This window comes from Sulfitobacter faviae (assembly GCF_029870955.1).
GTDB classification, from domain to species: Bacteria; Pseudomonadota; Alphaproteobacteria; order Rhodobacterales; family Rhodobacteraceae; genus Sulfitobacter; species Sulfitobacter faviae.
Genome location: NZ_PGFQ01000001.1, coordinates 836659 through 859481, shown reverse-complemented (window position 1 = coordinate 859481; position 22823 = coordinate 836659). Strand labels below are relative to the sequence as shown.

Genomic DNA, 22823 nt, shown 5'->3' with positions numbered 1-22823 from the left:
TGGGATCAAGCGGCGTTCAGCCATGGCAGCCTGTCGAGGTCGACATTGCCGCCCGTGATGATCAGGCCAACGCGTTTGCCCTTAAACGCTTCCGGGTTTCTGAGAACTGTCGCGAGCGGCACAGCAGAGGATGGCTCCATCACCACGCGCAGATGTTTCCACGTCAGCTTCATCGCCTCTAGGATCTCTTGCTCCGACGCTGTGTAGATCTCGGACACATGGTTCGAGACGAAATGCCAAGTCAGGTCCTTGAGCGGGACCAGAAGCCCATCGGCAATGGTTTTGGGCGCATCGTCGGCAATGATATGGCCCGCCTTGAAGCTGCGGTAAGCGTCGTCTGCCTGTTCAGGTTCGGCGGCGATGATCTGAGTCTCAGGTGCGAGGGTCGCGAGGGTGAGGCAAGTGCCAGAGATCATGCCGCCGCCGCCGATGGGCGCCACCGCCGCGTCAAGACCATCCGTCTGCTCCATGAACTCGCGCGCGCAGGTGCCTTGACCGGCGATCACGCGCGGATCGTTGTAGGGATGGACAAAATCGCCCCCCGTCGCGGCCTGTACCTCGGCAAAGGTCGCTTCGCGGGAACTGGTCGACGGCTCGCATTCGGTAATGACGCCGCCAAAACGGCGCACCGTGTCCTTCTTCGCCTGCGGCGCTGTGCGCGGCATCACCACGTTGCAGGGAATGCCGCGCTTCAAAGCGGCATAAGACAGGCAGGAGGCATGGTTGCCAGAGGAATGGGTCGCGACACCTTTGGCCGCCTGTTCGTCACTCAGCCCGAAGACCGCGTTCGAGGCGCCCCGCACTTTGAAGGCACCGGGCTCCTGAAAATTTTCGCATTTGAAGAACAGCTCGCAACCGGCCAGTTCGTTGAGGTAGTCCGAGGTGCGGACCGGCGTGCGACGGATGTGAGGGCCGATCCGCGCGTGAGCCTCTAGCATGTCCTCGTAAGTGGGGATGTACATCTGAGTGTCCTTCATCACGCAGCGTCCTTCTGCGCTGCCGCAGAATGGCCGCGATAATACTCTTGGGCCGCCGCGACCCCGGAACCGAGTTCGATGTTCAGTCCAAGATCGACCATGCACATCTCTGCCGTCGCAATACCGGAGAGGGCCATGACATCCGTAAGGCTGCCGAGGTGGCCGATCCGAAACACCTTGCCGGCGACCTCCCCAAGGCCCACGCCAAAAGCGACCCCATACCGGTTGGCGGCATGTGTCACGATATCGGTGGCGTTAAAGCCTTCCGGTGTCCGAATGGCGCTGACGGTGTCGGAGTAGACCGAAGGATCGGTGGCGCAAAGATCAAGCCCCAAGCGCCGACCGCCGCGCGCACGCCCTCAGCAATTCGGTGATGCCGGGCAAACACATTCTCCAGACCCTCGCGCAGCAGCATATCACAGGCCTGGTTCAACCCGTTCAGCAGACCCACCGCAGGCGTGTAGGGATAGGCGTTGTTCGCGTAGCCCTTCGCCATGTCATGCACATCGAAAAAAGTGCGGGGCAGAGTGGCGGTCTTAGTGGCCTCCATCGCCTTGGGTGAGAAGCCAACGATGGCGAGGCCTGCGGGCAGCATGAACCCTTTTTGCGACCCGGTCACGGCAACGTCCACGCCCCATTCGTCGAAGCGGAAATCCATCGAGGCAATCGACGATACCCCATCGATGAACAGCATCGCAGGATGACCCGATGCATCCAGCGCACGGCGCACCGCCGCGATGTCCGATTTCACGCCGGTGGCCGTTTCATTATGTGTGGCAAGGACCGCCTTGATCTCGTGGTTCTTATCCGCGGTCAGAATCTCTTCATAGCGATCCGCCGGAAGCCCCGCGCCCCATGTGGTTTCGACTACTTGCACGGAAAGGCCATGGCGCTGGCACATATCGATCCAACGATGACTGAACATGCCATTGCGCGCCGCAAGCACTTTGTCACCGGGCGACAACGTATTGGTCAGCGCGGTTTCCCACCCCCCGTGCCAGTGGACGGGAAAATGAAGACCTCTGCGTTGTCGCTTTTCAGGATCTGCCGAACACCTGCACGCGCGGGATGCAGAATTTGGCCGAACAGCGGTGATCGGTGGTCGATCGTCGGCATGTCGCAGGCCTTGCGCAGGCTTTCGGGGATGTTCGTCGGGCCCGGGATGAAAACGGGATTTTGAAAGCTCATGGACGGTCTCCTTCCGTTGTTGATCTCACAGTAGACGGGGCCGAGGCGGGCTGATACTTTTTTGAAATGAGCTTTCATTTTTTAAATGCTCTGGTTATTCCGAGTTTTGTCAGTGGCTTATATTTTTCATATCGTGAGTTTATCTTTCACATGTGAGCGAAAAGTTCTTATGGATTCTCAAGAAAATGGTTCTGGGGCGGCTCGCAGGGCACGCGGAAGGCCGCGCGGCTGGACGGACAAGACCGCGCAGAACACGATCAAATCGCTCGACCGGGCCATGGAGGTCTTTGAGTATCTGAGCGAAGCACAGGGCAAACCGCTCACCAAGCTGGCGGATGAAATGCGCCAATCGCCAGCGACCGTCTACCGCATCCTTGTAACGCTCGAGGGCAGGGGGCTGGTCGAATTCGATCACGAAGAGCAGGTTTGGTACGTTGGCCCGCGCGCCTTTGTGATCGGCGCGCGTTTCCTTCGGCGCACGAGCCTTGTCGATCGTGCGCGACCCATCATGCGAAAGCTGATGGAAACGACCGGTGAAACAGCCAATATCGGCAAGGGGCAAGAAGATGCGGTTTTGTTTCTGAGCCAGGTGGAAACACATGCGAACATCCGTGCCTTTTTCCCACCCGGCAGCCTGTCGCCAATGCATGCCTCCGGCATCGGTAAGGCGTTGCTCGCCTATATGGAGCCTGAGCGTTTGGACAAGCTTCTGTCGAAGGGGCAGATGACGCGCTTCACCGCCCATACGATCGTTGATCCGGCAGCCCTGCGCCAGAACCTCGAAGCCATTCGGGAAAGCGGTTTTTCAGTCGATAATGAAGAGAGAAACGAGGGCATGCGCTGTATCGCAGCGCCGGTATTCGACATGAATGGCGAAGCTGTCGCGGGGATCTCGATATCGGGGCCGACAAGCAGGGTCGGCGCGTCAGAGGTCGAAGAACTGAGCCGCCCCGTCATCAAGGCGGCTCATGAATTGAGCCTCGCAATCGGAGGCGACGTTACTCGGCCGCAGCCTTAAGCCGCTGATGCTGAGGGTATGACGCAGTTCCGGGACGAAGCGCCATATGCCGGTTTACGTCCTTGTAAAGCAGGTAGCGGAACCGCCCCGGCCCCCCGCATAGCACGCCTGAGGGCAAAAAGCGCGAAGCCACATATAGTCGCCAGCTTCGACTTCGACCCAGTCATTGTTCAGATTGTAAACCGCTTTGCCCTCCAAAACATAGAGCCCATGCTCCATCACATGTGTCTCAAGGAAAGGGATCACGCCGCCCGGTTCGAAGGTAACAATCGTGACATGCATGTCGTGGCGCAGGTCGGACGGATCGACAAAGCGGGTTGTCGACCATTTGCCATCCGTGCCGGGCATTGGCGTCGGTTCGATATCGTTTTCGTTCAGGACCAATACGTCGGGCATATCCAACCCCGCGACGGCCTCATAGGCCTTGCGCACCCAGTGGAACCGCAAGACTTCGTCTCCTTCGTTTCGCAGGGTCCAGCCGCTTGATGGGGGCAGATACGCATAGCCGCCCGGGCTCAGCTTATAGGACTCGCCACCGACCCGCAAAGTCGCGGTGCCTTCCACCACGAAAAGGATGCCTTCGGCCTCCGGGTCCAGCTCGGCTTTGTCAGAGCCCCCGCCGGGCTGCACTTCCATGATGTATTGAGAAAAAGTCTCGGCAAACCCACTCATTGGCCGCGCGATGACCCAAAGGCGCGTCTCCTCCCAGAAGGGCAGAAAGCTGGTAACGATGTCCCGCATTGTGCCCTTCGGAATGACGGCATAGGCATCCTTGAAGATGGCGCGATCGGTAAGAAGCTGCTCTTGTCCGGGGTGCCCCCGTGTGGCGCGAAATATTTTGTGCTCATGGATGCTCCAGAAGAAATGGGCTGTTTCCATCAGGATAATCGAAACGGAGAGGGGGCGACCATCGGTAAACTGACGACAGCTCTGTTCGGCGAGATTTGATAATGGGATATCTGTTAATCTGCCAAGCTAATCGCCGCATCAACGCCAGCAGCTTTTCAGCGCGATCTTATGCGGCGTGACCTGCCCCCCACTGGTCCCTCGTTCATGACGAGAGTCTGCGGGTTTGATTTTGATAGTCGTCGGTTTCGGGCTTGGCAAGCGCGCCGGGCGCGGAGCCCTCAAATTGCTCAAGCGTCCGGCGCGCTTCGGCCGGTGTTTTGTTCCCGAGCGATGAGTGCGGCCTGACGGTGTTGTAATCGTAACGCCAGAGCGCCAGCTTCCGGCGGGCGTCGTCCAGGGTGTCAAATATCTCCTCGTTCAGCAGTTCGTCGCGCAGGCTGCCGTTGAATGACTCGATGAAGGCGTTCTGCTGCGGCTTCCCTGGGTCGATATAGTGCCACGGAATTGCGTTCTGATCGGCCCACCTCAGAATGGCCCGGCTCGTGAACTCTGTCCCCCTCGCCATTGTCTCTCGGACCAATGGCGTTCCAATGGCTCGATCGCTGACTATGCATCCGGGTTTACCGTAGATCCGCACCAGCGCATCCAGCTCACGCGCAACACGCGCGCCGGAGATGCTGGTGTCAGCAATCAGGCACAGGTTTTCGCGGCTGCAATCGTCTATCACTGCCAGGATGCGGAATTTCCGGGATGGGCCGAAGCTGTCAGCCAGGAAGTCCAGAGACCAGCGCGCATTGGGATACGCAGCCTCCGGCATCGGGGAGCGCGTTCCACGGGCCCGCTTGCGGCCGCGCCGCCGCTTCACTGACAACCCTTCTTCCCGGTAGAGCCGATACAGTTTCTTGTGATTCATTTTCATGCCCTTGCGCTCAAGCAACACGCCAATCCGGCGGTAGCCGAACCGGCGCCGCTTTCCGGCGATCTCCTGCATCTCCTTGCGGATCTCAGGGCAGTCCGGCGGGCGTTCGCGCCGGACTGTCTTTGGGTCGACACCGACAAGCCGACAGGCCCGGCGCTGCGAGATGCCGTGATCCCGCATCGCCCTGAGCGCCGCCTCTCGCCGCTTGGTCAGCGTCGTCAGTTCTGGACGTGTCACGGTTTGATGCCGCTCCTTTGATAGCATTTATTGCAGCAAAGGAGACGAACTATGGGAACGAAACGCACGGACGAATTCCGCGCTGATGCGGTGCGGATCGCGCTGACAAGCGGGCTGACACGCAGGCAAGTTGCCTCAGATTTGGATATTGGCTTATCGACGCTGAACAAGTGGGTGACGGCGCATCGTGACACCAATGTGGTGCCTGACAAGGACTTGGAACTTGCCCGGGAGAATGAACGGCTTCGGCGAGAGAACCGCATTCTCAAGGAGGAGAGGGAGATTCTAAAAAAGGCAACGCAGTTCTTCGCGGGGCAAAAGCCATGAGGTTTCGGTTCATCGAAGAACTCCGTCACGCCTTCTGCGCCAAGCGGATGTGTGACGTGCTGGGTGTCAGCTCACGCGGCCTGCGCGCCTATCGCAACCGCCCTGCCAGCCAAAGACAGAGGACTGACATGGTCGTGCTGGCCCACATCAAGGAGCAATCCCGTCTAAGCTTGGGCAGCTATGGACGACCGAGGATGACGGAAGAATTGAAAGAGCTGGGCTTGAATGTCGGCCATCGTCGGGTTGGCAGATTGATGCGTGAGAATGGCATACGGGTCGAGAGATCGAAGAGATACAAGGTGACAACGGATAGTAATCACGCCTTCAACATTGCGCCCAACCTGCTGAACCGTGACTTCCAGGCGGAGGGACCCAATCAGAAGTGGGCAGGTGACATCAGCTATGTGTGGACCCGTGAAGGGTGGTTGTATCTCGCGGTTATCCTCGATCTGCATTCACGCCGGGTGATCGGTTGGGCGGTGAGCAACCGGATGAAGCGCGACCTGGCAATCCGGGCATTGAAAATGGCTGTTGCGCTGCGGCAGCCGCCCAAGGGCTGCATCCATCACACCGATCGTGGGTCGCAATATTGTTCGCACGACTACCAGAAGCTTCTGCGCCACCATGGGTTCATGGTATCGATGAGCGGCAAGGGCAATTGTTATGACAACTCTGCCGTCGAGACCTTCTTCAAGACGATCAAGGCAGAGCTGATCTGGCGGAGACCATGGCATACGCGAAGAGAAGCAGAGCTGGCCATCTTCCAATACATCAACGGCTTCTACAATCCGCGAAGGCGGCACTCAGCACTGGGTTGGAAAATCCCGGTCGCTTTCGAAAGGAAAGTGGCCTAAACGAGCACGTGGGGCGGCACAAAAACGCGACAGGTCCAAGGTGCTCGGGGATGTCGTCGAGCGCACGGATTACGACGAGGGTGCCTTCTTTCAGTTCATGCTCCATTTTTTAGTCTAGCCCAAAAATGCAAAACAAGAACAAGACCGGTATTAACTGGCAGCTACCGAGAACGACCCGTCTTTTACGGAGCTTCGCCGAAGTAAAGGTACTTCTAAGTAATTGTGAAAGCATCACAAATCTCCATCGATTTCTATCGATTTAGATACGCAATTTCTCTCGGTTCAGCGGAGGACTAAATGCTGATACCTGCAGTCTCTCAGCAAGATCTTTGGGGGCTGAGCTCACCATGATCAATTAGGGACCGCAAGGGTTTCCAAGAGCACAAGATACGGGTAATACTTCCCACAATTGATAACAAAATGCACAGATAATGCCGCAGGGCGGGAGGTTAATAATGCCTAGCCACTTCGAATTTCTTGATCCAGAGATCGGTTTCACATCTGCGGTGATTACGGACCCAAACAGATTTGTCGGAAGGGCAGACCTCATCGAAAACTCTGTTCGCGCCATAAACACGACTTCAAGCCTTGTCACCGTCTTTGGAAAAAGAGGGGTAGGAAAGTCTTCTCTTCTTCGGCAAATCCAGCTGATGTCGACAGGTGACTATGAGATTGCTGAACGATCAGGGTTGGCACACCTGGTTCCAAAAGACCCCAAAAAGTACTACACTGTATTCTATACTTGCGACTCCCAGATAAGTAATATCCAAGAGCTTTTGCTGCGGATATGCACTGACACTGACGCAGTAGATGGACTGCTTCGCCTCGTTCCAGACAAAGGAAAAGAACTGGTCGAGTTTTCGAGAGCGCAAGAAGAAAGTGCGTCTCTGGATTTAAAGGTGCTGAAGTGGGGCGGAAAAGGCCACGACGCTGAAAAATATGCCGCTAGCCTAAAGGCAGACATCATACAGACATTTCGGAATTTTTGCAGCTCTGTCGTTGAACACAATAATCGGTGGTGGCGAAAGCGCGATGGGTTAATAATATTCCTAGATGAATTTGATGTTATCGAAGATAAGTCCGGTATCGGGTCGCTAATCAAGTCGCTAAGCTCTTCAAAACTGAAGTTTGCTATATCAGGTATCGCAGACGATTTGAGTAGCCTGGTGGAAGACCATGGATCGGTTGAGCGCTTGATCGAACAGGGCTACGCACATGTTAAGCCAATGGCCTTAGATGAAACCGCTCTAATTTTTCGAAGAGCAAGCGCTGCGTATCATGGAAAGCTGGTCTTTAGTGATGAGGTTATAAGTAAGATATTTGATATATCTATGGGTTACCCCTATTTTACACAGCTAATAGGAAAGCGTTGCGTAGAACAAGGGAATTTAACTGGAACAAACAATATTGAGATTGGAACCCTTAATGATGTTCTCGAGGAGATTTCATCTGGTCGGGCTTTCCCTCATCTTGAAAGGAAATACCAGAGGGCTGTCGGCGACAGCAACAGTCGAGCTCTACTTCTAACATTGCTAGCTGAAGAAAACGTTTCGCTCGATGATGTAGAAGGCGGAATTAGCCTAAAGGCCATCAGAACAACAGCGCAAGAGCTCGACATTGAGTATATGGATCAACTTGTTCCTAGGCTAATTGATAAAAAATATGGTCCCGCGCTTGTGCGTAAGCATGATCAGCGTGGGACATATGAATTCCTTGATCCAGTGTTCCGGGCTTATGTTCGATTGCGAAAATAGTCTCTTGATACTCAACTGTCTCAGGTACCGCTTCCTTGATCGCTACGGGCATAGTCGGCGCTGCTGGAGCAACGGTAGGAGCCTTCACCGGCGCTCTGCTGGGCACCGCCACCACATCCAGCTTCCTCGCGATGAAGACTGCTAGCGGGGCGTTAATTATCGTTTCTGAGACATCTGCGGCCATTAGCCCGGGGCTAGTATCAGCGTTCTCAGCAGTCGGTTCCGGGGCTGGTGCGATGAATAGTGCCCTTGTAGGTAAGATCGCCGGGCTTCCAGTAATTGAGGCTCTCGCAGTCAATGCAGGAGTATCAAAAGGGGCGTTGATCGTCATCTCAGGTGTCCCTGTAGCCCGAGAGGTGGCAATTGCCGTAGGTCTGATCTCAATCCTAATCGTCGGGGGATATGCCTATTGTCTGTTGAACAGGGAGGTTGGGCGAGAGGACGTAACGAGGCTCACGGGGACACCGTTACCAACTTGAGAGCGGGAGGTGGCTTTGGGCTGGTTGTCACGGGGAGGCTAGGGCCTAAACCGCCCCATCTTTTGCCCCAGTTTTGTTGGTTGAGTAGAAAAGGTGATTCAAAACAACGAAACGCAAGGGTTCCTACCATCCCAGCCAACACTCTCCCCGTCAGGTAGATAAGACACCCCGACCACCCGTAGGTCTCGGAGTGCCCCAGTTTAGTGCCCCACCGTTGACACACCTATAGCGGGTGCTGCGGGTGTGCCCCTCCCAGTTGACGGGAGAGGCGGGTTAGTGGGTTTTAAGTCGAGGTAGACTGCATAGCCACGGGCTAGAAGGCTCCCCAGTCAACACCGTTAGCGCGCCGATCAAACTCATCGTACAGGTTATCTCTCCGGTCACCGATAGTCAGATGATCCGGGTTGATGCAGCGCCGGTTATGAAACCGATGGCGAACGACTTGATCGCGATTGGCAGCTAGGCGGTTGCATTTGTCGTCGAACTGTCTATATAGGAATTTGGAACGAAGCGGCTTATGATGAGATAGCTCATATTGTTGAGTATCTTCCACGCTTCTTATCCGAAGTCAGTTAAGGTTCCTGCTCATTAGGCAGGGGGCATCTCGTTTTATGCTGACTCGACATTTCCCATTTTACTTTGCCGAAGCCCACAAATTTAGGGCATTTCTGGCGTTTCGTTAGGAGAATTTATGAACGAAGAGAATAAACCTGTACGATGAGTTTGATCGGCGCGCTAACGGTGTTGACTGGGGAGCCTTCTAGCCCGTGGCTATGCAGTCTACCTCGACTTAAAACCCACTAACCCGCCTCTCCCGTCAACTGGGAGGGGCACACCCGCAGCACCCGCTATAGGTGTGTCAACGGTGGGGCACTAAACTGGGGCACTCCGAGACCTACGGGTGGTCGGGGTGTCTTATCTACCTGACGGGGAGAGTGATGGCTGGGATGGTAGGATTCGAACCTACGGTACACTGTACCAAAAACAGTTGCCTTACCACTTGGCTACATCCCAACACAGGGCGCTAACTAAAGTTCTCTGGCCCGGGGTGCAAGACCCGTTTTAAAGAAATTAGCCTATTCTTCGGCTGCATCAACAGAGAGCAGGTCTTTGCTGGGCAATTCGGCACGTTCCTGCGCGACGATGCGGGTCAATTCCCGCTCGGTTTGGGGCTCGACGGGCTGAACAGCGGCGGGATTCGTGGGTGCGGCTGCCGTTTGGGGCGAATCGATGGGTCCGTCCGAAGGCGATTCGCCATGAGAGATCAATTGATAGGCCGGTGGCCCGGCGGTGAGGCCCGCCGCATCGAAAGCCGAAAGGGTCAGGCGAATCGCTTCGCTGCGGGCGGCGAGCAGATCGGTGCTTTCTTGATTGATCCAACCGGCGAATTGCATGTTGATCCAGTGATCGGCGACCTCGTCTACCCAAGCGGCGGCTTCGGGGCTGGATAGGACAAAGGGTAGGTCGTTCAGCACCTCCAGCGCCAAATCACGGGCGCGGGCCAGATCGGCGTCGCTGGCGACCGAGAGGGTAAAGGTGAACCGCCGCTCGGCGTTGCGTGAATAGTTGGTGATCCGGCTTTTAAAAACGGTGGCATTGGGGATGCGCAGGTGATTGCCGTCAAAGGTCAGCAGGATCGTGGCACGGCTCGTCAGGCGGATCACCTTGCCGGTGTCGCCGTCGATCTCGACCGTGTCGTTGGGACGAAAGGGCTGGCGGATCGACAGCATAATAGAGGCGATGAAATTCTCGACCGTGTCGCGCACCGCGAAACCGATGGCGAGGCCGACAATCCCCGCCGCGCCAAGGATGCCCGAGAGCAGCGCCGTGGCGCCGAGGATATCCAGCGCCACCACCAATGCCGCGATGACAAAGGCCAGCCGGATGATTTGGCGGTAAATGTCAGCGATAAAGGCATTAGGCGCGAGCCGATCCCACGGGTTGCGCAGCCGCGCCAGCGCCAGCCCCGCGACGATGATCAGGCCAAAGACCCCAAGCGCCACCAGGGCCAGCGGCAGGAAGGCCACGGCCTGCGCCATCCGGTCCCGGAAACGCTCTACGGCGGGGTTGAGCCGCTCGGCCACATCGGTGCTTTCGCGCACCTCGTTGCGGATCGCCACCACCCCTTCGACACGGCCCGCCAAATCGTTCAGCCGCGCGGCGCTGGCGGTGTCGAGCGTGGTGCCGGTCAACGTGACGATGCCGGAGGCGACAGAGACGCGGACCTTCTCGAACCCCTCAAGCTCGCGCAGGATGGCGCGGATGCGTTTGGCGATGGCGGCGTCCGCCGTGGCATCGCCTTCGAGGGCGATGGTGCCTTCGGGTTGGTCGCTCGTTTGCGCAAAGGTCGGGGTGAGGGGCAGCGCGCAGCTCAGCAGCAGGCAGAGAAACAGGCGGGGCAGGGCGGCGGTGAGGCGCATGGGGGAACTCCGTCAGCGGGATGGGCCACCGCCCCGGGCGACGGGGCGGCAGCTTGGCCAATTAGCGCGTTACCCCTGACAATCGAGCAGCACCGCCCCGCTGCGCTGTCCGGCCTCGACCAACTCATGGGCGCGGGCGGCCTCAGAAAGCGGCAGGACCGTGTCGACGGGGCAGCGCAGGGCGCCGTCCTCCAGCGCGTGGTGCAACCGGTTGATTGCCTGTTCGCGCGGGCCTGCGGGCAGCAGATAGATCAGGATGATGTCGATCGTGACCGCTTTGAACAGCAGCGGATAGAAGGGCAGCACCGGCGACATCTCCGCCGCCGAGCCATAGGCGGCGATGCGGCCATTGGGGGCGATGACCTCGGTGTCGGTGGTGATGTTCAGGCCGAACTCCGTCTCGACGATGGTGTCGACCGGCTTGCCGCCATTGGCATCGAGCACGGCGGCGGCGAGATCGGGGTCGGCGTAGTTGAACACGGCATCGGCACCTGCGTCGCGCAGCAGATCGTTGTCGCGGGGGCTACAGGTGGCGATCACCTTGGCCCCGCCCCATTTCGCCAGTTGCACGGCAAGATACCCCACCGTGCCTGCGCCGCCTTGGATCAGCACCGTTTCCCCGGCCACCCCGCCGCCGCCAAAGACGGCGTGGCAGGCGGTCAGCCCCGGAATGCCAAGCTGCGCGCCGACCTCGGACGAGACGCCATCGGGCAGGGGCACGGCTTGATGGGCGGGCAGGGTGATCTGCTCAGCCGCCGTGCCAAAGCCGCGTTGCCACTGGCCGTTCCAGATCCAGACCTTCTGGCCCACCCGGCCCGCATCGACGCCCGCGCCCACGGCGACGATCTCTCCCGCGCCGTCGCTATGGGGATGACCTGCGGGAAGGGCGGTTTGCTGACGCCGGGGCGGGTGCCTGCGCGGGCCTTCACGTCCGATGGGTTCACGCCCGAATGGCTGAGCGCGACGCAGACCTCTCCGGCTTGCGGGGCGGGGCTGTCGACCTTCGACAGGCGCAGCACGTCGGCGGCGGCTCCGAATTGGTCATAGGTGATGGCTTGCATGGCGCTCTCTCCGGCTTGAGTTTTGCGGGCAGAGTGGCGCATGCGCCGGGATCATGCAATTGCGGCGAGGGGTGCGCTACTCGCGCAGTTCCTTGGGGCCAACACCCCAGAGCCGCACCTTGGGCGCCCAGCCTGTAAAACCGCCCGAGCGCAGCTCACACCATTCCAGCGTGCATTCGCCCAGACGGGCCACGACGCCCAGCTCGAGCCGCGCCACCACGGCGGCTTTGGGGTCGGGATTGATGCGCAGTTGCAGCATGTCCTGTTCGACCAGCACCGTGCGGGTGCCCGACAAAAGCGAGTAGTGGACCCAGCCGCCCATACCGTCGCGGTCTTCGACCCGGCGCCAATGGCCATGTTCGGCGGTGATCCTCAGCGGCAGGTCGCGGCGTTTGTAAACCCAGTCGATCCGGTGTGACAGGGACGGGCCGCGGCGCACATTGCCTTCGGAGGCTTTCATCGAAACGAAACGGGGCAGGGGCAGGTTCGTGACCTGACCACGCGCCTCTTCTGCAAGGCCGGAGGTCGGCTGTGCCAAAAGCAGCGCGCCCACCATCAGGGCGCTGCGAAAGAAAGCGGTTATCATTGAATTGCCTGCTATGCGGTTCACTGCTGTGGGTCGGTGCTGTGCAAATCTGCGGGTTATTGTTGCTCTTTTTCCGGCGCGAGTTCTTGTGCCTCGTCGCTGCATGAGACACCATGCCCGCGAAACGAGGCGACGCCAAGACCGGGAGAGCAGGCATGTCAAAGAAGCGGTTGAGTGTTGTAGTGACGCGACGGTTGCCAGAGGCCGTGGAAACACGGCTGTCAGAGCTGTTTGACGTGACCCTGCGCGAAGATGATAGGCCGATGACCCGCGAGGAATTGGGCGCGGCGATGCGTCAGGCCGATGTGCTGGTGCCCACCATCACCGATGAGATCGACGCGCCGCTGATCACCCAAGCGGGCGAGCGGCTCAAGCTGATCGCCAACTACGGGGCAGGGGTCGATCACATTGATGTGGCCACCGCGCGCCAGCGCGGCGTGCTGGTGTCGAACACCCCCGGCGTGCTGACCGACGATACCGCCGATATGACCATGGCGCTGATCCTTGCCGTGACCCGCCGCATGCCCGAGGGCATGGCGGTGATGCAATCGGGCAATTGGGACGGCTGGGCGCCCACGGCACTCTTGGGGGCCGCGTTGGCGGGCGCCGTCTGGGCATTCTGGGCATGGGCCGGATCGGTCAGGCCGTGGCGCGCCGGGCGCGGGCCTTTGGCATGCAGGTGCATTACCACAACCGCAAACGCCTGCGCGAAGAGATCGAGGGCGAGCTAGAGGCCACCTATTGGGAAAGCCTTGATCAGATGGTCAGCCGGATGGACGTGATCAGCATCAACTGCCCCCATACCCCAGCACCTTCCATCTGATGAACGCCCGCCGTTTGGGTCTGATGAAGCCCGACGCGGTGATCGTGAACACCTCCCGCGGGGAGGTGATCGACGAGAACGCGCTGACGCGGATGCTGCGCTCGGGCGATATCAAGGGCGCGGGGTTGGACGTCTATGAACATGGTCGCGAGATCAATCCGCGCCTGCGCGAGCTAAAGAACGTCGTGCTGCTGCCGCATATGGGCTCTGCCACGCTGGAAGGGCGGATCGAGATGGGCGAGAAAGTCCTGATCAACATCAAGACCTTCGATGACGGCCACCGCCCGCCGGATCAGGTTGTGCCCTCCATGCTCTGACCCACGGACGGCTGCGGCAACGCGGGCCTTTCGTGTGATTAATTTACAAAGATACCGCCGCAAGATTTTGCGGCGTGAGGATACTATTGGGAGATAAGACGTGACCAAGATCGCAGATTTGCCGCGAAATGAGGTGGGGATCGCCGCCGCGCTGGACGAGTTGCAACAAGCCTTCGGGGACAATCTGCTGACCGGCCAAGCCATTCGCGAACAGCACGGCCACACCACCACATGGATCGACACGCAGGCGCCTGATGCGGTCGTCATGGCGCGCTCGACCGAAGAGGTGGCGCAGGCGGTGCGTATCTGCGCCGCCCATCGGGTGCCGGTGATCCCCTTCGGCACGGGCACCTCTCTCGAAGGGCATGTGAACGCCCCCGCGGGCGGGATTTGCATCGATGTCATGCAGATGGACCGCGTGCTTGAGGTCAACGCGGGCGATCTGGATTGCCGGGTACAGCCCGGCGTGACCCGCGAGGCGCTCAACACCCATCTGCGCGATCAGGGGCTGTTCTTTCCGATCGATCCCGGCGCCAATGCGTCGCTCGGGGGGATGACCGCGACGCGGGCCAGCGGCACCAATGCGGTGCGCTATGGCACGATGAAGGACAACGTCCTGAGCCTTGAGGTGGTACTGGCCGATGGCCGAGTGATCCGCACCGGCGGGCGGGCGCGGAAATCTTCGGCGGGCTATGATTTGACGCGGCTTTTTGTGGGCTCTGAAGGGACGCTTGGGATCATCACCGAGATCACCCTGCGCCTGCAAGGCATCCCCGAGGCGATGTCCTCGGCCCGCTGTTCCTTCCCGACGGTACAGGCGGCCTGCGAGACCGTGATGGCGGTCATCCAATACGGCCTGCCCGTGGCGCGGATTGAGCTTTTGGACGCCGATGTAGTCAAGGCCGTGAACACCTATTCCAAGCTGACCCTGCCCGAAACGCCGCTTTTGCTGCTGGAATTCCACGGCTCCGAGGCGGGCGTGGTGGAACAGGCCGAGACCTTTGGCATGCTCTCAGAAGAGTTCGGCGGCAGCGGCTATGCCGCGACGACGACCCCCGAAGAGCGCAGCAAGCTATGGCAGGCCCGCCATGACGGCTATTGGGCGGTGCTGGCGCTGAGACCGGGCTGCAAGGCGGTGGCCACGGATGTCTGCGTGCCGATCTCGCGCCTCGCCGATGCCGTGGTGGCGGCCCAAGCGCGGGCGGAAGAGTTGCAGTTGATCGCCCCCATCGTGGGCCACGCGGGGGACGGGAATTTCCATGCGTCCTTGTTGATCGACATGGACGACCCCGAAGAAGTCGCGCGCGGCGAGGCATTCGTCAGCAGGTTGGCGGAACTGGCGATTTCGATGGATGGGACCTGCACCGGCGAACATGGGATCGGGCAGGGCAAGCGGCCCTATCTGCGCAAGGAATTGGGGGCCGCGGTGGATGTGATGGCGACCCTAAAGGCGGCGCTGGACCCGCAGAATATTTTGAACCCGGGGAAGATTTTGCCGGGGTGAGTTGGGTGTTTTGCCCTGATGTTGTGCGGCGGGGTGGGTCGTGCAGGGTATTTGGGAAAGGATGAAGATGGGGGCGGTGTGGTCTGCCTTGATGTTGTACGGTGGGAGAGGTTGTGCAGGGTATTTGGGAAAGGATGAAGGTGGGGGCGTTGTGGTCTGCCTTGATGTTGTGCGGTGGGAGGGGGCGTGCAGGGTATTTGGGAAAGGATGAAGATGGGGGCGGTGTGGTCTGCCTTGATGTTGTGCGGTGGGAGAGGTTGTGCAGGGTATTTGAGAAAGGATGAAGCTGGGGGGGGCGCGCGCGCTGGGGCTGAGGTGGCGCTTTGGGGGAGCGGGTAAGGTCGGTTTTTGGCGATGTTGGGTCGGCTGCTGCCTGCGGGGCGTGGTGCTGCTGCGTACAACGGGAGTGGGCCTAGCGCAGGGGGATTGGCAGATGAAAACGCAAGTCAAAGCATTGGTTGTCGGGGGCGGCGCGGTTGGCACGTCGATCGCCTATCATCTGGCGAAGGCCGGTTGGGATGATGTGATGCTCTTGGAGCGGGACGAGTTGACCTCTGGCTCGACATGGCATGCGGCGGGGCTTTTGCCCTTGTTCAACATGTCTTATGCGACGACCCATATTCATCAGTATTCGGTCGAGTTTTATAAGACGCTGGAGGCGGAGACGGGGTTGAACGCAGGCTTTGCCGTGGTGGGCAATCTGCGCATGGCCCAGACGGAGGCGCGGATGGATGAGTATATGCTCTATGCTTCCACCGCCGAGACCTGTGGTGTGCCCTATCAATGGCTTACCCCCGATGAGATCAAGGCGAAGTGGCCGCTGATCGAGACATCGGACTTAAAGGGGGCGCTTTATCACCAGACCGATGGCTATATTAACCCCGCCGATGTGACCATGGCGATGGCCAAGGGGCGCGGCAGCGTGGTGTGGCGATCGAGCGCAAGTGGCAGGCGGATGGGTTCCATTGGAATGGGACGCATTGGGAAGTGACCTGCACCAAGATGGTCGAGAAGGGCGGCAACCTTGTGCCGTCGGAGGAGCAGATCGTCATCACGGCGGAACATGTGGTGACTGCGAGCGGCAACCATGCACAGCGCACGGCGCGGATGCTGGGCATCAAGATGCCAGCGATTCCCGTGGAACATCAGTTCATCGTCATGGACCGCGATCCGGTCTTGGTCGATTACCGGGCGGCGGGCAACGGGGAGCATCCGGTGATCCGCGATGCCGATGCGCAGAGCTATGTGCGCGAAGAGCGTGGTGGCTGGATCCTTGGGGTTTATGAGAAGGGCGCGCCGGCGCGGTTTGAATATGGGGTGCCGGACAGTTTCCGGGCCGATCTGTTTCAGCTCGATCTTGAGCGGATCGAAGAGCAATATATGGCGATGAACCACCGCATCCCCTCGGCCGAGGATTGCGGGCTGAAGGATGATTTCAACGGACCGATTTGCTATACGCCCGATGGCAACCCCTTGGTGGGGCCAGCGCCGGGACTGCGCAATATGTGGCTGGCGGAAGGGTTTTCCTTCGGGATCACCGCGGCGGGCGGCACCGGCTATTATCTGGCGCAGATGATGGTGGAGGGCGAGGCCGAGATCGATATGGCGAGCCTCGATCCCAAACGCTACGGCGATTGGATGACCACGGAATATGCCGCGCGCAAGAACGAGGAAGCCTACGACCACGTTTATATCTTGCACCATCCTGATGAGGAGCGGCCCGCGTGCCGTCCGCTGCGCACCTCGCCCGCCTATGACCGGCAGGCGGCGCGGGGGGCGCAATTCGGGCAGGTGAATGGCTGGGAGCGGCCGAATTATTTTGCGCCGGAGGGGTTTAGCGATCATGACAGCCGCTCGTTCCGGCGCGGGGCTGGTGGCAATATGCCGTAGAGGAAGCGCGGGCGATCCGTGAGGGGGTCGGGCTGATCGATGCCACGGCCTTTACCAAACATCTGGTCCGCGGCCCGGGGGCAACGGCGTTTCTGGATTGGTTCACCTGCAACAAGCTGCCTTCGGTGGGGCGTATCAACCTGACCTATGCCTTGACCGGGGCGGGAACGACGCGGACGGAATATACCATCGTGCGTTTGGCGCAGGACGAATATTACCTCGTCTCGGCGGGGGCATGGACGGCCTATGACAGCGATTACCTGCGCAAGGCGATTGCCGATAAAATGCCTGAGGTCGGCTATATTGAGTGCCATGACGTGACCACGCAGTGGGGTGTCTTCGCGATTGCCGGGCCGAAGTCGCGGGATGTGTTGGGTGCCTTGGTGCGGGATGCGGCGCCGGAGACGGTGTTGGGCAACAAGCGGTTCCCATGGCTAACCATGCGCGACATCGAGTTGGGCATGGTGCCGGTCCGCGCGATCCGGGTGGCCTATACCGGGGAGCTTGGCTGGGAATTGCATCATCCGATTGAGATGCAGAACCATCTGTTCGACCAGTTGGAGAAGGCCGGCAAGCCGCATGGGATGAAGCTGGTCGGCGCGCGGGCGCAGAACTGGCTGAGGCAGGAGAAGAGCTATCGCGCCTTTGGGCATGAGCTGGGCCGGGATGCGACGCCTTTGGAAGCGGATTTGCCGCGCTTCGTGGACCTGAACAAAGAGTTTCACGGGAAGCAGGCGATGGTCGATCACGGGATCCGCGCGAAATGCGTGACCGTGCTGATCGACGGGCCGGAGGATGCCGATCCTTGGGGCCGTGAGGTGCTTTACAATGGTGAGACCCGGACCGGGCGTCTGACCTCGGGGGCTATTCCGTGGCCTTCGGCAAGAGCATCGGCATGGGCTATGTCAAACCCGAGGATGCGGTGGTAGGCACGAGGCTGAAGGTAAAGATGCTTGATCAACTGTGGGAGGCCGAGGTGGTCGAAGACAGCCCCTATGATCCGAAGAACCAGCGCATCCGGGCGGACGGTTGATCCGGCGGGGGCTGCTTGCACTTTTCTGCGTATTGGCGCTGACGGCGGCGCTGCTGCGCGACAATCCCGTGGTCGGCGCGGCGCAGGGCTATGCCGCGGATGTGGCGACCACGGCGGCGGCCTCTTATGTCACGCTGCGCACGTTGAATGCTTTTCTTTCGACCGCGCAGGAGATCGAGGTGGGGCTGTCCTTCATCGCCTCCAGCTCGGCGCGGCCACTGAAGGTGTTGGAGCCGATTGACGACACGGTGGAGCGGATCGCGGGGCTGGTTTTCGGTGTCATGGTAGCCACGGGGGTGATCGCTGTGGCGCTTGGGCCGGTCAGTGCGATTGGGTTGGGGCTGTTGTCCGTGGCGCTGGCGGTTTGGGCTTTGAGCAAGCGCGGTCATGCCGGGCTGCCCCGGCGGTTGGCATGGTATGGCGGGTTTCTGGGGTTGGCGCTTCCGCTTGCCTTGGTGGTGTCTGAGCCGCTGGCGGGACAGCTTACCGAAGGGGTCTATCTGCGGAACATGGAGGTGATCGAGGAGATCACCGCGCATGTCGGCGGCAGCGAGGCTTTGGGTGAGGAAGAACCGGGTTTGACGGAGTATCGGCAGCTTGCCAGCAACCTTTGGAGCCGCGCGGATGAGTTGATCGGCGCGCTTTTGGCGGTGCTGGGGGTGCATGTGTTTCGGATATTCTTGTTGCCGTTTTTGTTGGTGGGCGGACTGTTCGTTGTGGCGCGGTATTATGCGCGGGGGTGAAGGCTGGCGTGGCGTCTGGGGTGGGCGTTGTGCAGAGGTATTTGCGAAAGGATGAAGCGGGCGGGGTGGCGTTTTTGTTGGAGGGGTTTGGTTTGGGGGGTAACCGATCGCGTCGCCTTTGCGGCGGGGTGGCGCAGAGGTATTTGAGAAAGGATGAAGGAGGGGGAGGGGTGCCCTCCCGTTGGTTTTAGCGCAGGGCGCGGGTGGCGAGCCAGTTTTGCCAGTCGGCGCGGCTGCCTGAGAAGGCGTTGAGGTCCACGTCGCCGTCGATGCCGGGGACGATGCCCGTGGCGCTGTATTGCCAGAAGCGCCATGTTTGGCCGGGGTAGGTTTCGGCTGGGGTTTTGGCGGTGGTGCGCAGCCAGAAGTCGTACCCCCGGAAGCGGCTAAGGTTGTTCTCACGGTAGAATTTGGGTGTGGTGTAGATGATGGGGCGTTGGCCGTAATGGGCCTCGACCACGCGCAGCCAGCGGCGCATTTGATCGCGGACGTCGGCGGCGGGCGGGCGGACATGGGCGCAGGTGGGGGAGAAGGGGTTCCATTCCATATCGAGCACTGGAGGCAGCATGCCGCCTGTCTTGGGCACGTTGCGGATGAACCAGCGGGCCTGATCCTCGGGCGGGGTGCAGAAATAGTAGAAATGATAGGCGCCGCGTTTCACGGCGGCGTGGCCCGCGCCTTGCCAGTGGCTGTCGAAGTTAATGTCTTTGAGGTCGCCGCCTTCGGTGGCTTTGATGAAGGCGAAGTTCACGCCCGCGCGTCGGGCGGTGTTCCAGTCGATATCGTTTTGGAAACGGGCCACGTCGATGCCGTGCACGGGGTAGGCGGCGGGGGTGCGGCCTTTGAAACTCACCGGATCGCTGTCGCCGAAGGCAGCGGGGAAGAGCACGCCGGGCGGGGCCGGGGGCGGGCTGCCGGGGGAGCCGCAGGCGGCGAGGGCGAGGAGCGACAGGATCAAGGCGCGGCGGAGGATCATGGGCTGGGCTTTCTGGCGATGAAGGCGAGGTTGTTGGCGGGCATGTCCACTTCGTCGATCGGGCTGAGGGCTGCATCGCTGAGCCAGCGGGCCATCTCGGTATTGTCTTTATAGCCGATCGCGGGGTCGGCGGCGCGCAGTTGTGCGTCAAAGCGGGTATCGCCGGGGGAGGTGGTTTGGCCGTCGCGTTTGAACGGGCCGTAGAGGATCAGCGTGCCGCCGGGGGCGAGGGCTGCGGCGGCCTCTTCGATCAGGCACCGGGTGGCGGAGGTCGAGATCAGATGCAGCAGATTGGCCAGCATGATCAGGTCGAAGGGGCCATGTTCGCCCGCCCAGCCGGGCGCGGTCGCGTCGAGCGGCAGGGCGGGGGCGATATTGCGCAAAGCGGCCTCGGCTGCATAGGCGTTGATGCTGGCGCGGCGGGCGGTGTCGATGTCGCTGGGTTGCCATCTAAGGCCCGGCAGGCGTTTGGCGAAGCCCACGACATGCTGGCCGGTCCCGCTGGCGATTTCCAGCGCACGGCCCCGGGGCGGGGCGTGGGTGGCCAGCAGGTCGCAAAGCGCGTCGAGATTGCGCGCGGCGGCGGGGGCGAAGAGGCGGTCGCCGCCTGCCTCTTCGGCGACGCTGGCGTTGGGGGGCAGGCGGCTCATGCCTGCTCTTCCAGCCGGTCGGTGGCCGGGGGCGGTGTGGGCGACAGGGCCGAGATGGCGGCGTAGGTCTGCGGCGTTATTAGGTAGGTCAGCGCGGCGAGCGACGGCTCTAGTTGGGCCAAGGAGCGGGCCGAGATGATCGGCGTCGGCTTCGTCGGATGGGCCGCCGCCCAGGCCACGGCGAGGGTTGCGGGAGGGGTGCCGAGATCCCGCGCGAGGGCGGCAAGACCGGCAGCGGCGCCGTGCATCCTCTCTTGCCCGTAGCGGGCGGCATAGCGGTCATCCTCGCTCAGGCGGCCAGTGCCGCCCTTGGCGTATTTTCCGGTCAACAGCCCGCCACCCAGTGGGGAGTAGGGGGCGACCATTATGTCGAGGTCATGCGCCATCGGCAGGATCTCGACCTCGGCCTGACGTTTGACGAGGTTGTACATCGGTTGGATCACCGCGATCTCAAGCCCGAAGTCGGCGGCGATATGGGCGGCTTTGACGACCTGCCATGCGGCGAAGTTCGACAGGCCCACTTGGCGGATATGGCCCTGTTGTTGCAGGTCGGCCAGCGCGGCGAAGCTTTCGGTCAGCGGGGTGTCGGGATCGAAGCGGTGGAGGTAGAGCACATCAAGCGTATCAAGCTGCATCCGCTGGCGGGATGTCTCGGCAGAGGCGAGGATATTGGCCCGGCCCGCGCCGCCGGTATAGGCGGCTTTGGTGGCGATGATCAGGCTTTCGCGGCGGTCTTGGACGAACTGGCCCAACAGCCGCTCTGACGCCCCGTCGGTATAGACATGGGCCGTGTCGAAATGGGTGATCCCGGCCTCGATACAGGCGTCGAACATGGCGCGGGAGGCTGCCGCATCGGCGCGCCCGCCGAACTGCATGGTGCCGAAGGCGAGGCGGCTGGCGGGGGTGCCATCAAGGCTGGTGAGCATCTGTGTCATGCAAGATTGGTGGCATGTGCGCTGCTCGCGCGCAATGGGTTTACGCAGGGGCAGGCGGCGGGGCGCTCGGGACTGCGCGCATGAGCCCCGTTCGGGGCGGCGACGAAAAAGGGGCGCGCGGTTGCCCGTGCGCCCCTGTCGTCGGTGAGCCGGTTCGGTTTACTCAGGAATGGTGCCTTCGATGCCTTCGACATAGAAGTTCATGCCCGCCAGCGTACCGTCATCTGCGGTCTCGCCTTCGGCCAGCCATGCGGAGCCGTCCTGTTTGTTGATCGGACCGGTGAAGGGGTGGTATTCGCCCGATGCGATCTTGTCTTTCAGTTCCAGCGCTTCGGCTTTCACCTCCGCGGGCACGGCGTCGGAGATTTCACCAATGCCGACCATGCCCGGCCCGATGCCGTCCCATGTGTCTTGGCTTTCCCATGTGCCGTCCATCACCGCTTTAACGCGGTCGATGTAATAGGGCGCCCAGTTGTCGATGATCGAAGACACGCGCGGCTTGGGGGCATATTGCGCCATGTCGGAGGCTTGGCCAAAGGTGATCACGTTGCCCGCTTCTTGGGCAGCCGCTTGGGGTGCTGTGGAATCGGTGTGTTGCAGCACCACGTCGGCGCCCTGTTCGATCAGAACCTTGGCGGCGTCGGCTTCTTTGGCTGGGTCAAACCACGTGTAGGCCCAGACGATTTTGAACTGAACGTCGGGGTTTACCTTCTTGGCGTGGATATAGGCAGAGTTGATGCCGCGGATCACTTCCGGGATCGGGAAGGAGCCGATGTAGCCGATGATGTTGCTCTCGGTCATGGAACCCGCGATGTGGCCCTGAATGGCGCGGCCTTCGTAGAAACGCGCGGAATAGGTCGAGACGTTGTCGGCGCGTTTGTAGCCGGTGGCGTGCTCGAATTTCACATCGGGGAATTTCTTGGCGACATTGATGGTGGGGTCCATGTAGCCAAAGGAGGTGGTGAAGATCAGGTCGGCACCATCGAGCGCCATCTGCGTCATCACACGTTCGGAATCGGGGCCCTCGGCCACGCTTTCGACGAAGACGGTTTCGACCTTGTCGCCGAACTCTTCTTCGACGGCCAAACGGCCTTCGTTATGCTCATAGGTCCAGCCGCCGTCGCCCACGGGGCCGACAAAGACAAAGCCGACCTTGGTCTTGTCTTGGGCCACAGCGCCCGAAGCAAGGCCGAGCGCAAGGGCCGCGCTGGTCATAAGGGTGGTTAGTTTCATGAGGTTTCCCCTGTTTGCGTGCCCCTTTGCCGGGGCTTGATGTGCGGGCG

The 22823-nt window shown here is 60.6% G+C and carries 12 protein-coding genes, 1 tRNA gene and 6 pseudogenes; 7 read left to right on the top strand and 12 right to left on the bottom strand.

What is annotated here, in order from left to right:
* Nucleotides 1-5: 5 nt before the first annotated feature.
* Entirely contained in the window at nt 6-977 is a 972-nt protein-coding gene (bhcB, locus tag CUR85_RS04530) for a beta-hydroxyaspartate dehydratase BhcB (protein ID WP_067265072.1), read from the bottom strand.
* Nucleotides 977-2165, bottom strand: a pseudogene (bhcA, locus tag CUR85_RS04525) (L-aspartate--glyoxylate aminotransferase BhcA). The gene bhcB and the pseudogene bhcA overlap by 1 nt, the downstream one beginning before the upstream one ends.
* A gap of 169 nt (nt 2166-2334) precedes the next feature.
* Here bhcA and bhcR point away from each other — a divergent pair.
* The gene (gene bhcR, locus CUR85_RS04520) at nt 2335-3183 is read left to right on the top strand and encodes an HTH-type transcriptional regulator BhcR (protein ID WP_067265067.1); all 849 of its coding nucleotides are present in this window, start codon (nt 2335-2337) and stop codon (nt 3181-3183) included.
* Here the strand turns inward: bhcR and CUR85_RS04515 are convergent.
* Both CUR85_RS04515 and CUR85_RS04510 read right to left on the bottom strand, forming a co-directional pair.
* Nucleotides 3164-4031, bottom strand: a pseudogene (locus CUR85_RS04515) (bifunctional allantoicase/(S)-ureidoglycine aminohydrolase). The gene bhcR and the pseudogene CUR85_RS04515 sit on opposite strands and share 20 nt — an antisense overlap.
* 203 nt (nt 4032-4234) lie before the next feature.
* A pseudogene (locus CUR85_RS04510) lies at nt 4235-5176 on the bottom strand (IS3 family transposase); the annotation flags it as partial.
* A gap of 63 nt (nt 5177-5239) precedes the next feature.
* Here CUR85_RS04510 and CUR85_RS04505 point away from each other — a divergent pair.
* A protein-coding gene (locus tag CUR85_RS04505; RefSeq protein ID WP_156505796.1) for an IS3 family transposase occupies nt 5240-6369 on the top strand; the annotation gives its coding sequence in 2 pieces (ribosomal slippage) (nt 5240-5483 and nt 5483-6369; 1131 coding nt in all).
* A gap of 431 nt (nt 6370-6800) precedes the next feature.
* Nucleotides 6801-8123, top strand: a complete 1323-nt coding sequence (locus tag CUR85_RS04500; protein WP_067264127.1) for an ATP-binding protein — start codon at nt 6801-6803, stop codon at nt 8121-8123.
* Between the two features lie 1418 nt (nt 8124-9541).
* Here CUR85_RS04500 and CUR85_RS04495 read toward each other — a convergent pair.
* From CUR85_RS04495 to CUR85_RS04480, 4 genes and pseudogenes are all read right to left on the bottom strand, one after another.
* Nucleotides 9542-9616 (bottom strand) — tRNA-Gln (locus CUR85_RS04495).
* 62 nt (nt 9617-9678) lie between these two features.
* Nucleotides 9679-11022, bottom strand: a complete 1344-nt coding sequence (locus CUR85_RS04490) for a mechanosensitive ion channel family protein (protein ID WP_067262993.1) — start codon at nt 11020-11022, stop codon at nt 9679-9681.
* 69 nt (nt 11023-11091) lie between these two features.
* Nucleotides 11092-12083 (bottom strand): annotated as a pseudogene (locus CUR85_RS04485) (NADPH:quinone reductase).
* Nucleotides 12084-12159: 76 nt separating this feature from the next.
* Entirely contained in the window at nt 12160-12639 is a 480-nt protein-coding gene (locus CUR85_RS04480) for an SH3 domain-containing protein (RefSeq protein WP_067263001.1), read from the bottom strand.
* 185 nt (nt 12640-12824) lie between these two features.
* Here CUR85_RS04480 and CUR85_RS04475 point away from each other — a divergent pair.
* The 4 genes and pseudogenes from CUR85_RS04475 (at nt 12825) to CUR85_RS04460 (ending at nt 18979) form a co-directional block, all read left to right on the top strand.
* Nucleotides 12825-13809 (top strand): annotated as a pseudogene (locus CUR85_RS04475) (2-hydroxyacid dehydrogenase).
* Nucleotides 13810-13909: 100 nt separating this feature from the next.
* The gene (locus tag CUR85_RS04470; RefSeq protein ID WP_067262984.1) at nt 13910-15313 is read left to right on the top strand and encodes an FAD-binding oxidoreductase; all 1404 of its coding nucleotides are present in this window, start codon (nt 13910-13912) and stop codon (nt 15311-15313) included.
* A 433-nt stretch (nt 15314-15746) separates the two neighbouring features.
* A pseudogene (locus CUR85_RS04465) lies at nt 15747-18236 on the top strand (GcvT family protein).
* Between the two features lie 32 nt (nt 18237-18268).
* A complete protein-coding gene (locus CUR85_RS04460) occupies nt 18269-18979 on the top strand; it encodes a hypothetical protein (RefSeq protein ID WP_169306097.1) in 711 nt (236 codons plus the stop codon).
* Nucleotides 18980-19166: 187 nt separating this feature from the next.
* Here the strand turns inward: CUR85_RS04460 and CUR85_RS04455 are convergent, their stop codons facing one another.
* The 4 genes from CUR85_RS04455 to CUR85_RS04440 form a co-directional block, all read right to left on the bottom strand.
* Complete coding sequence (locus tag CUR85_RS04455; protein WP_136720551.1) at nt 19167-19955, bottom strand: glycoside hydrolase family 25 protein; 789 nt, start codon at nt 19953-19955, stop codon at nt 19167-19169.
* A complete protein-coding gene (locus CUR85_RS04450; protein ID WP_067263584.1) occupies nt 19952-20605 on the bottom strand; it encodes a DUF938 domain-containing protein in 654 nt (217 codons plus the stop codon). Before CUR85_RS04450 ends, CUR85_RS04455 begins: the two co-directional genes overlap by 4 nt.
* Nucleotides 20602-21540, bottom strand: coding sequence for an aldo/keto reductase (locus CUR85_RS04445; protein ID WP_067263586.1), 939 nt, complete (start codon nt 21538-21540; stop codon nt 20602-20604). Before CUR85_RS04445 ends, CUR85_RS04450 begins: the two co-directional genes overlap by 4 nt.
* A gap of 159 nt (nt 21541-21699) precedes the next feature.
* The gene (locus CUR85_RS04440) at nt 21700-22773 is read right to left on the bottom strand and encodes a BMP family ABC transporter substrate-binding protein (protein ID WP_067263602.1); all 1074 of its coding nucleotides are present in this window, start codon (nt 22771-22773) and stop codon (nt 21700-21702) included.
* Nucleotides 22774-22823 lie beyond the last annotated feature (50 nt).

Bases quoted from the DNA above. Each gene is read 5' to 3' on its own strand.
- CUR85_RS04490 (WP_067262993.1), bottom strand. From the start codon at position 11,022: ATGCGCCTCACCGCCGCCCTGCCCCGCCTGTTTCTCTGCCTGCTGCTG.
- CUR85_RS04500 (WP_067264127.1), top strand. From the start codon at position 6,801: ATGCCGCAGGGCGGGAGGTTAATAATGCCTAGCCACTTCGAATTTCTT.
- CUR85_RS04450 (WP_067263584.1), bottom strand. From the start codon at position 20,605: ATGAGCCGCCTGCCCCCCAACGCCAGCGTCGCCGAAGAGGCAGGCGGC.
- bhcB (WP_067265072.1), bottom strand. From the start codon at position 977: ATGAAGGACACTCAGATGTACATCCCCACTTACGAGGACATGCTAGAG.
- CUR85_RS04440 (WP_067263602.1), bottom strand. From the start codon at position 22,773: ATGAAACTAACCACCCTTATGACCAGCGCGGCCCTTGCGCTCGGCCTT.
- CUR85_RS04445 (WP_067263586.1), bottom strand. From the start codon at position 21,540: ATGACACAGATGCTCACCAGCCTTGATGGCACCCCCGCCAGCCGCCTC.
- CUR85_RS04480 (WP_067263001.1), bottom strand. From the start codon at position 12,639: ATGGTGGGCGCGCTGCTTTTGGCACAGCCGACCTCCGGCCTTGCAGAA.
- bhcR (WP_067265067.1), top strand. From the start codon at position 2,335: ATGGATTCTCAAGAAAATGGTTCTGGGGCGGCTCGCAGGGCACGCGGA.
- CUR85_RS04455 (WP_136720551.1), bottom strand. From the start codon at position 19,955: ATGATCCTCCGCCGCGCCTTGATCCTGTCGCTCCTCGCCCTCGCCGCC.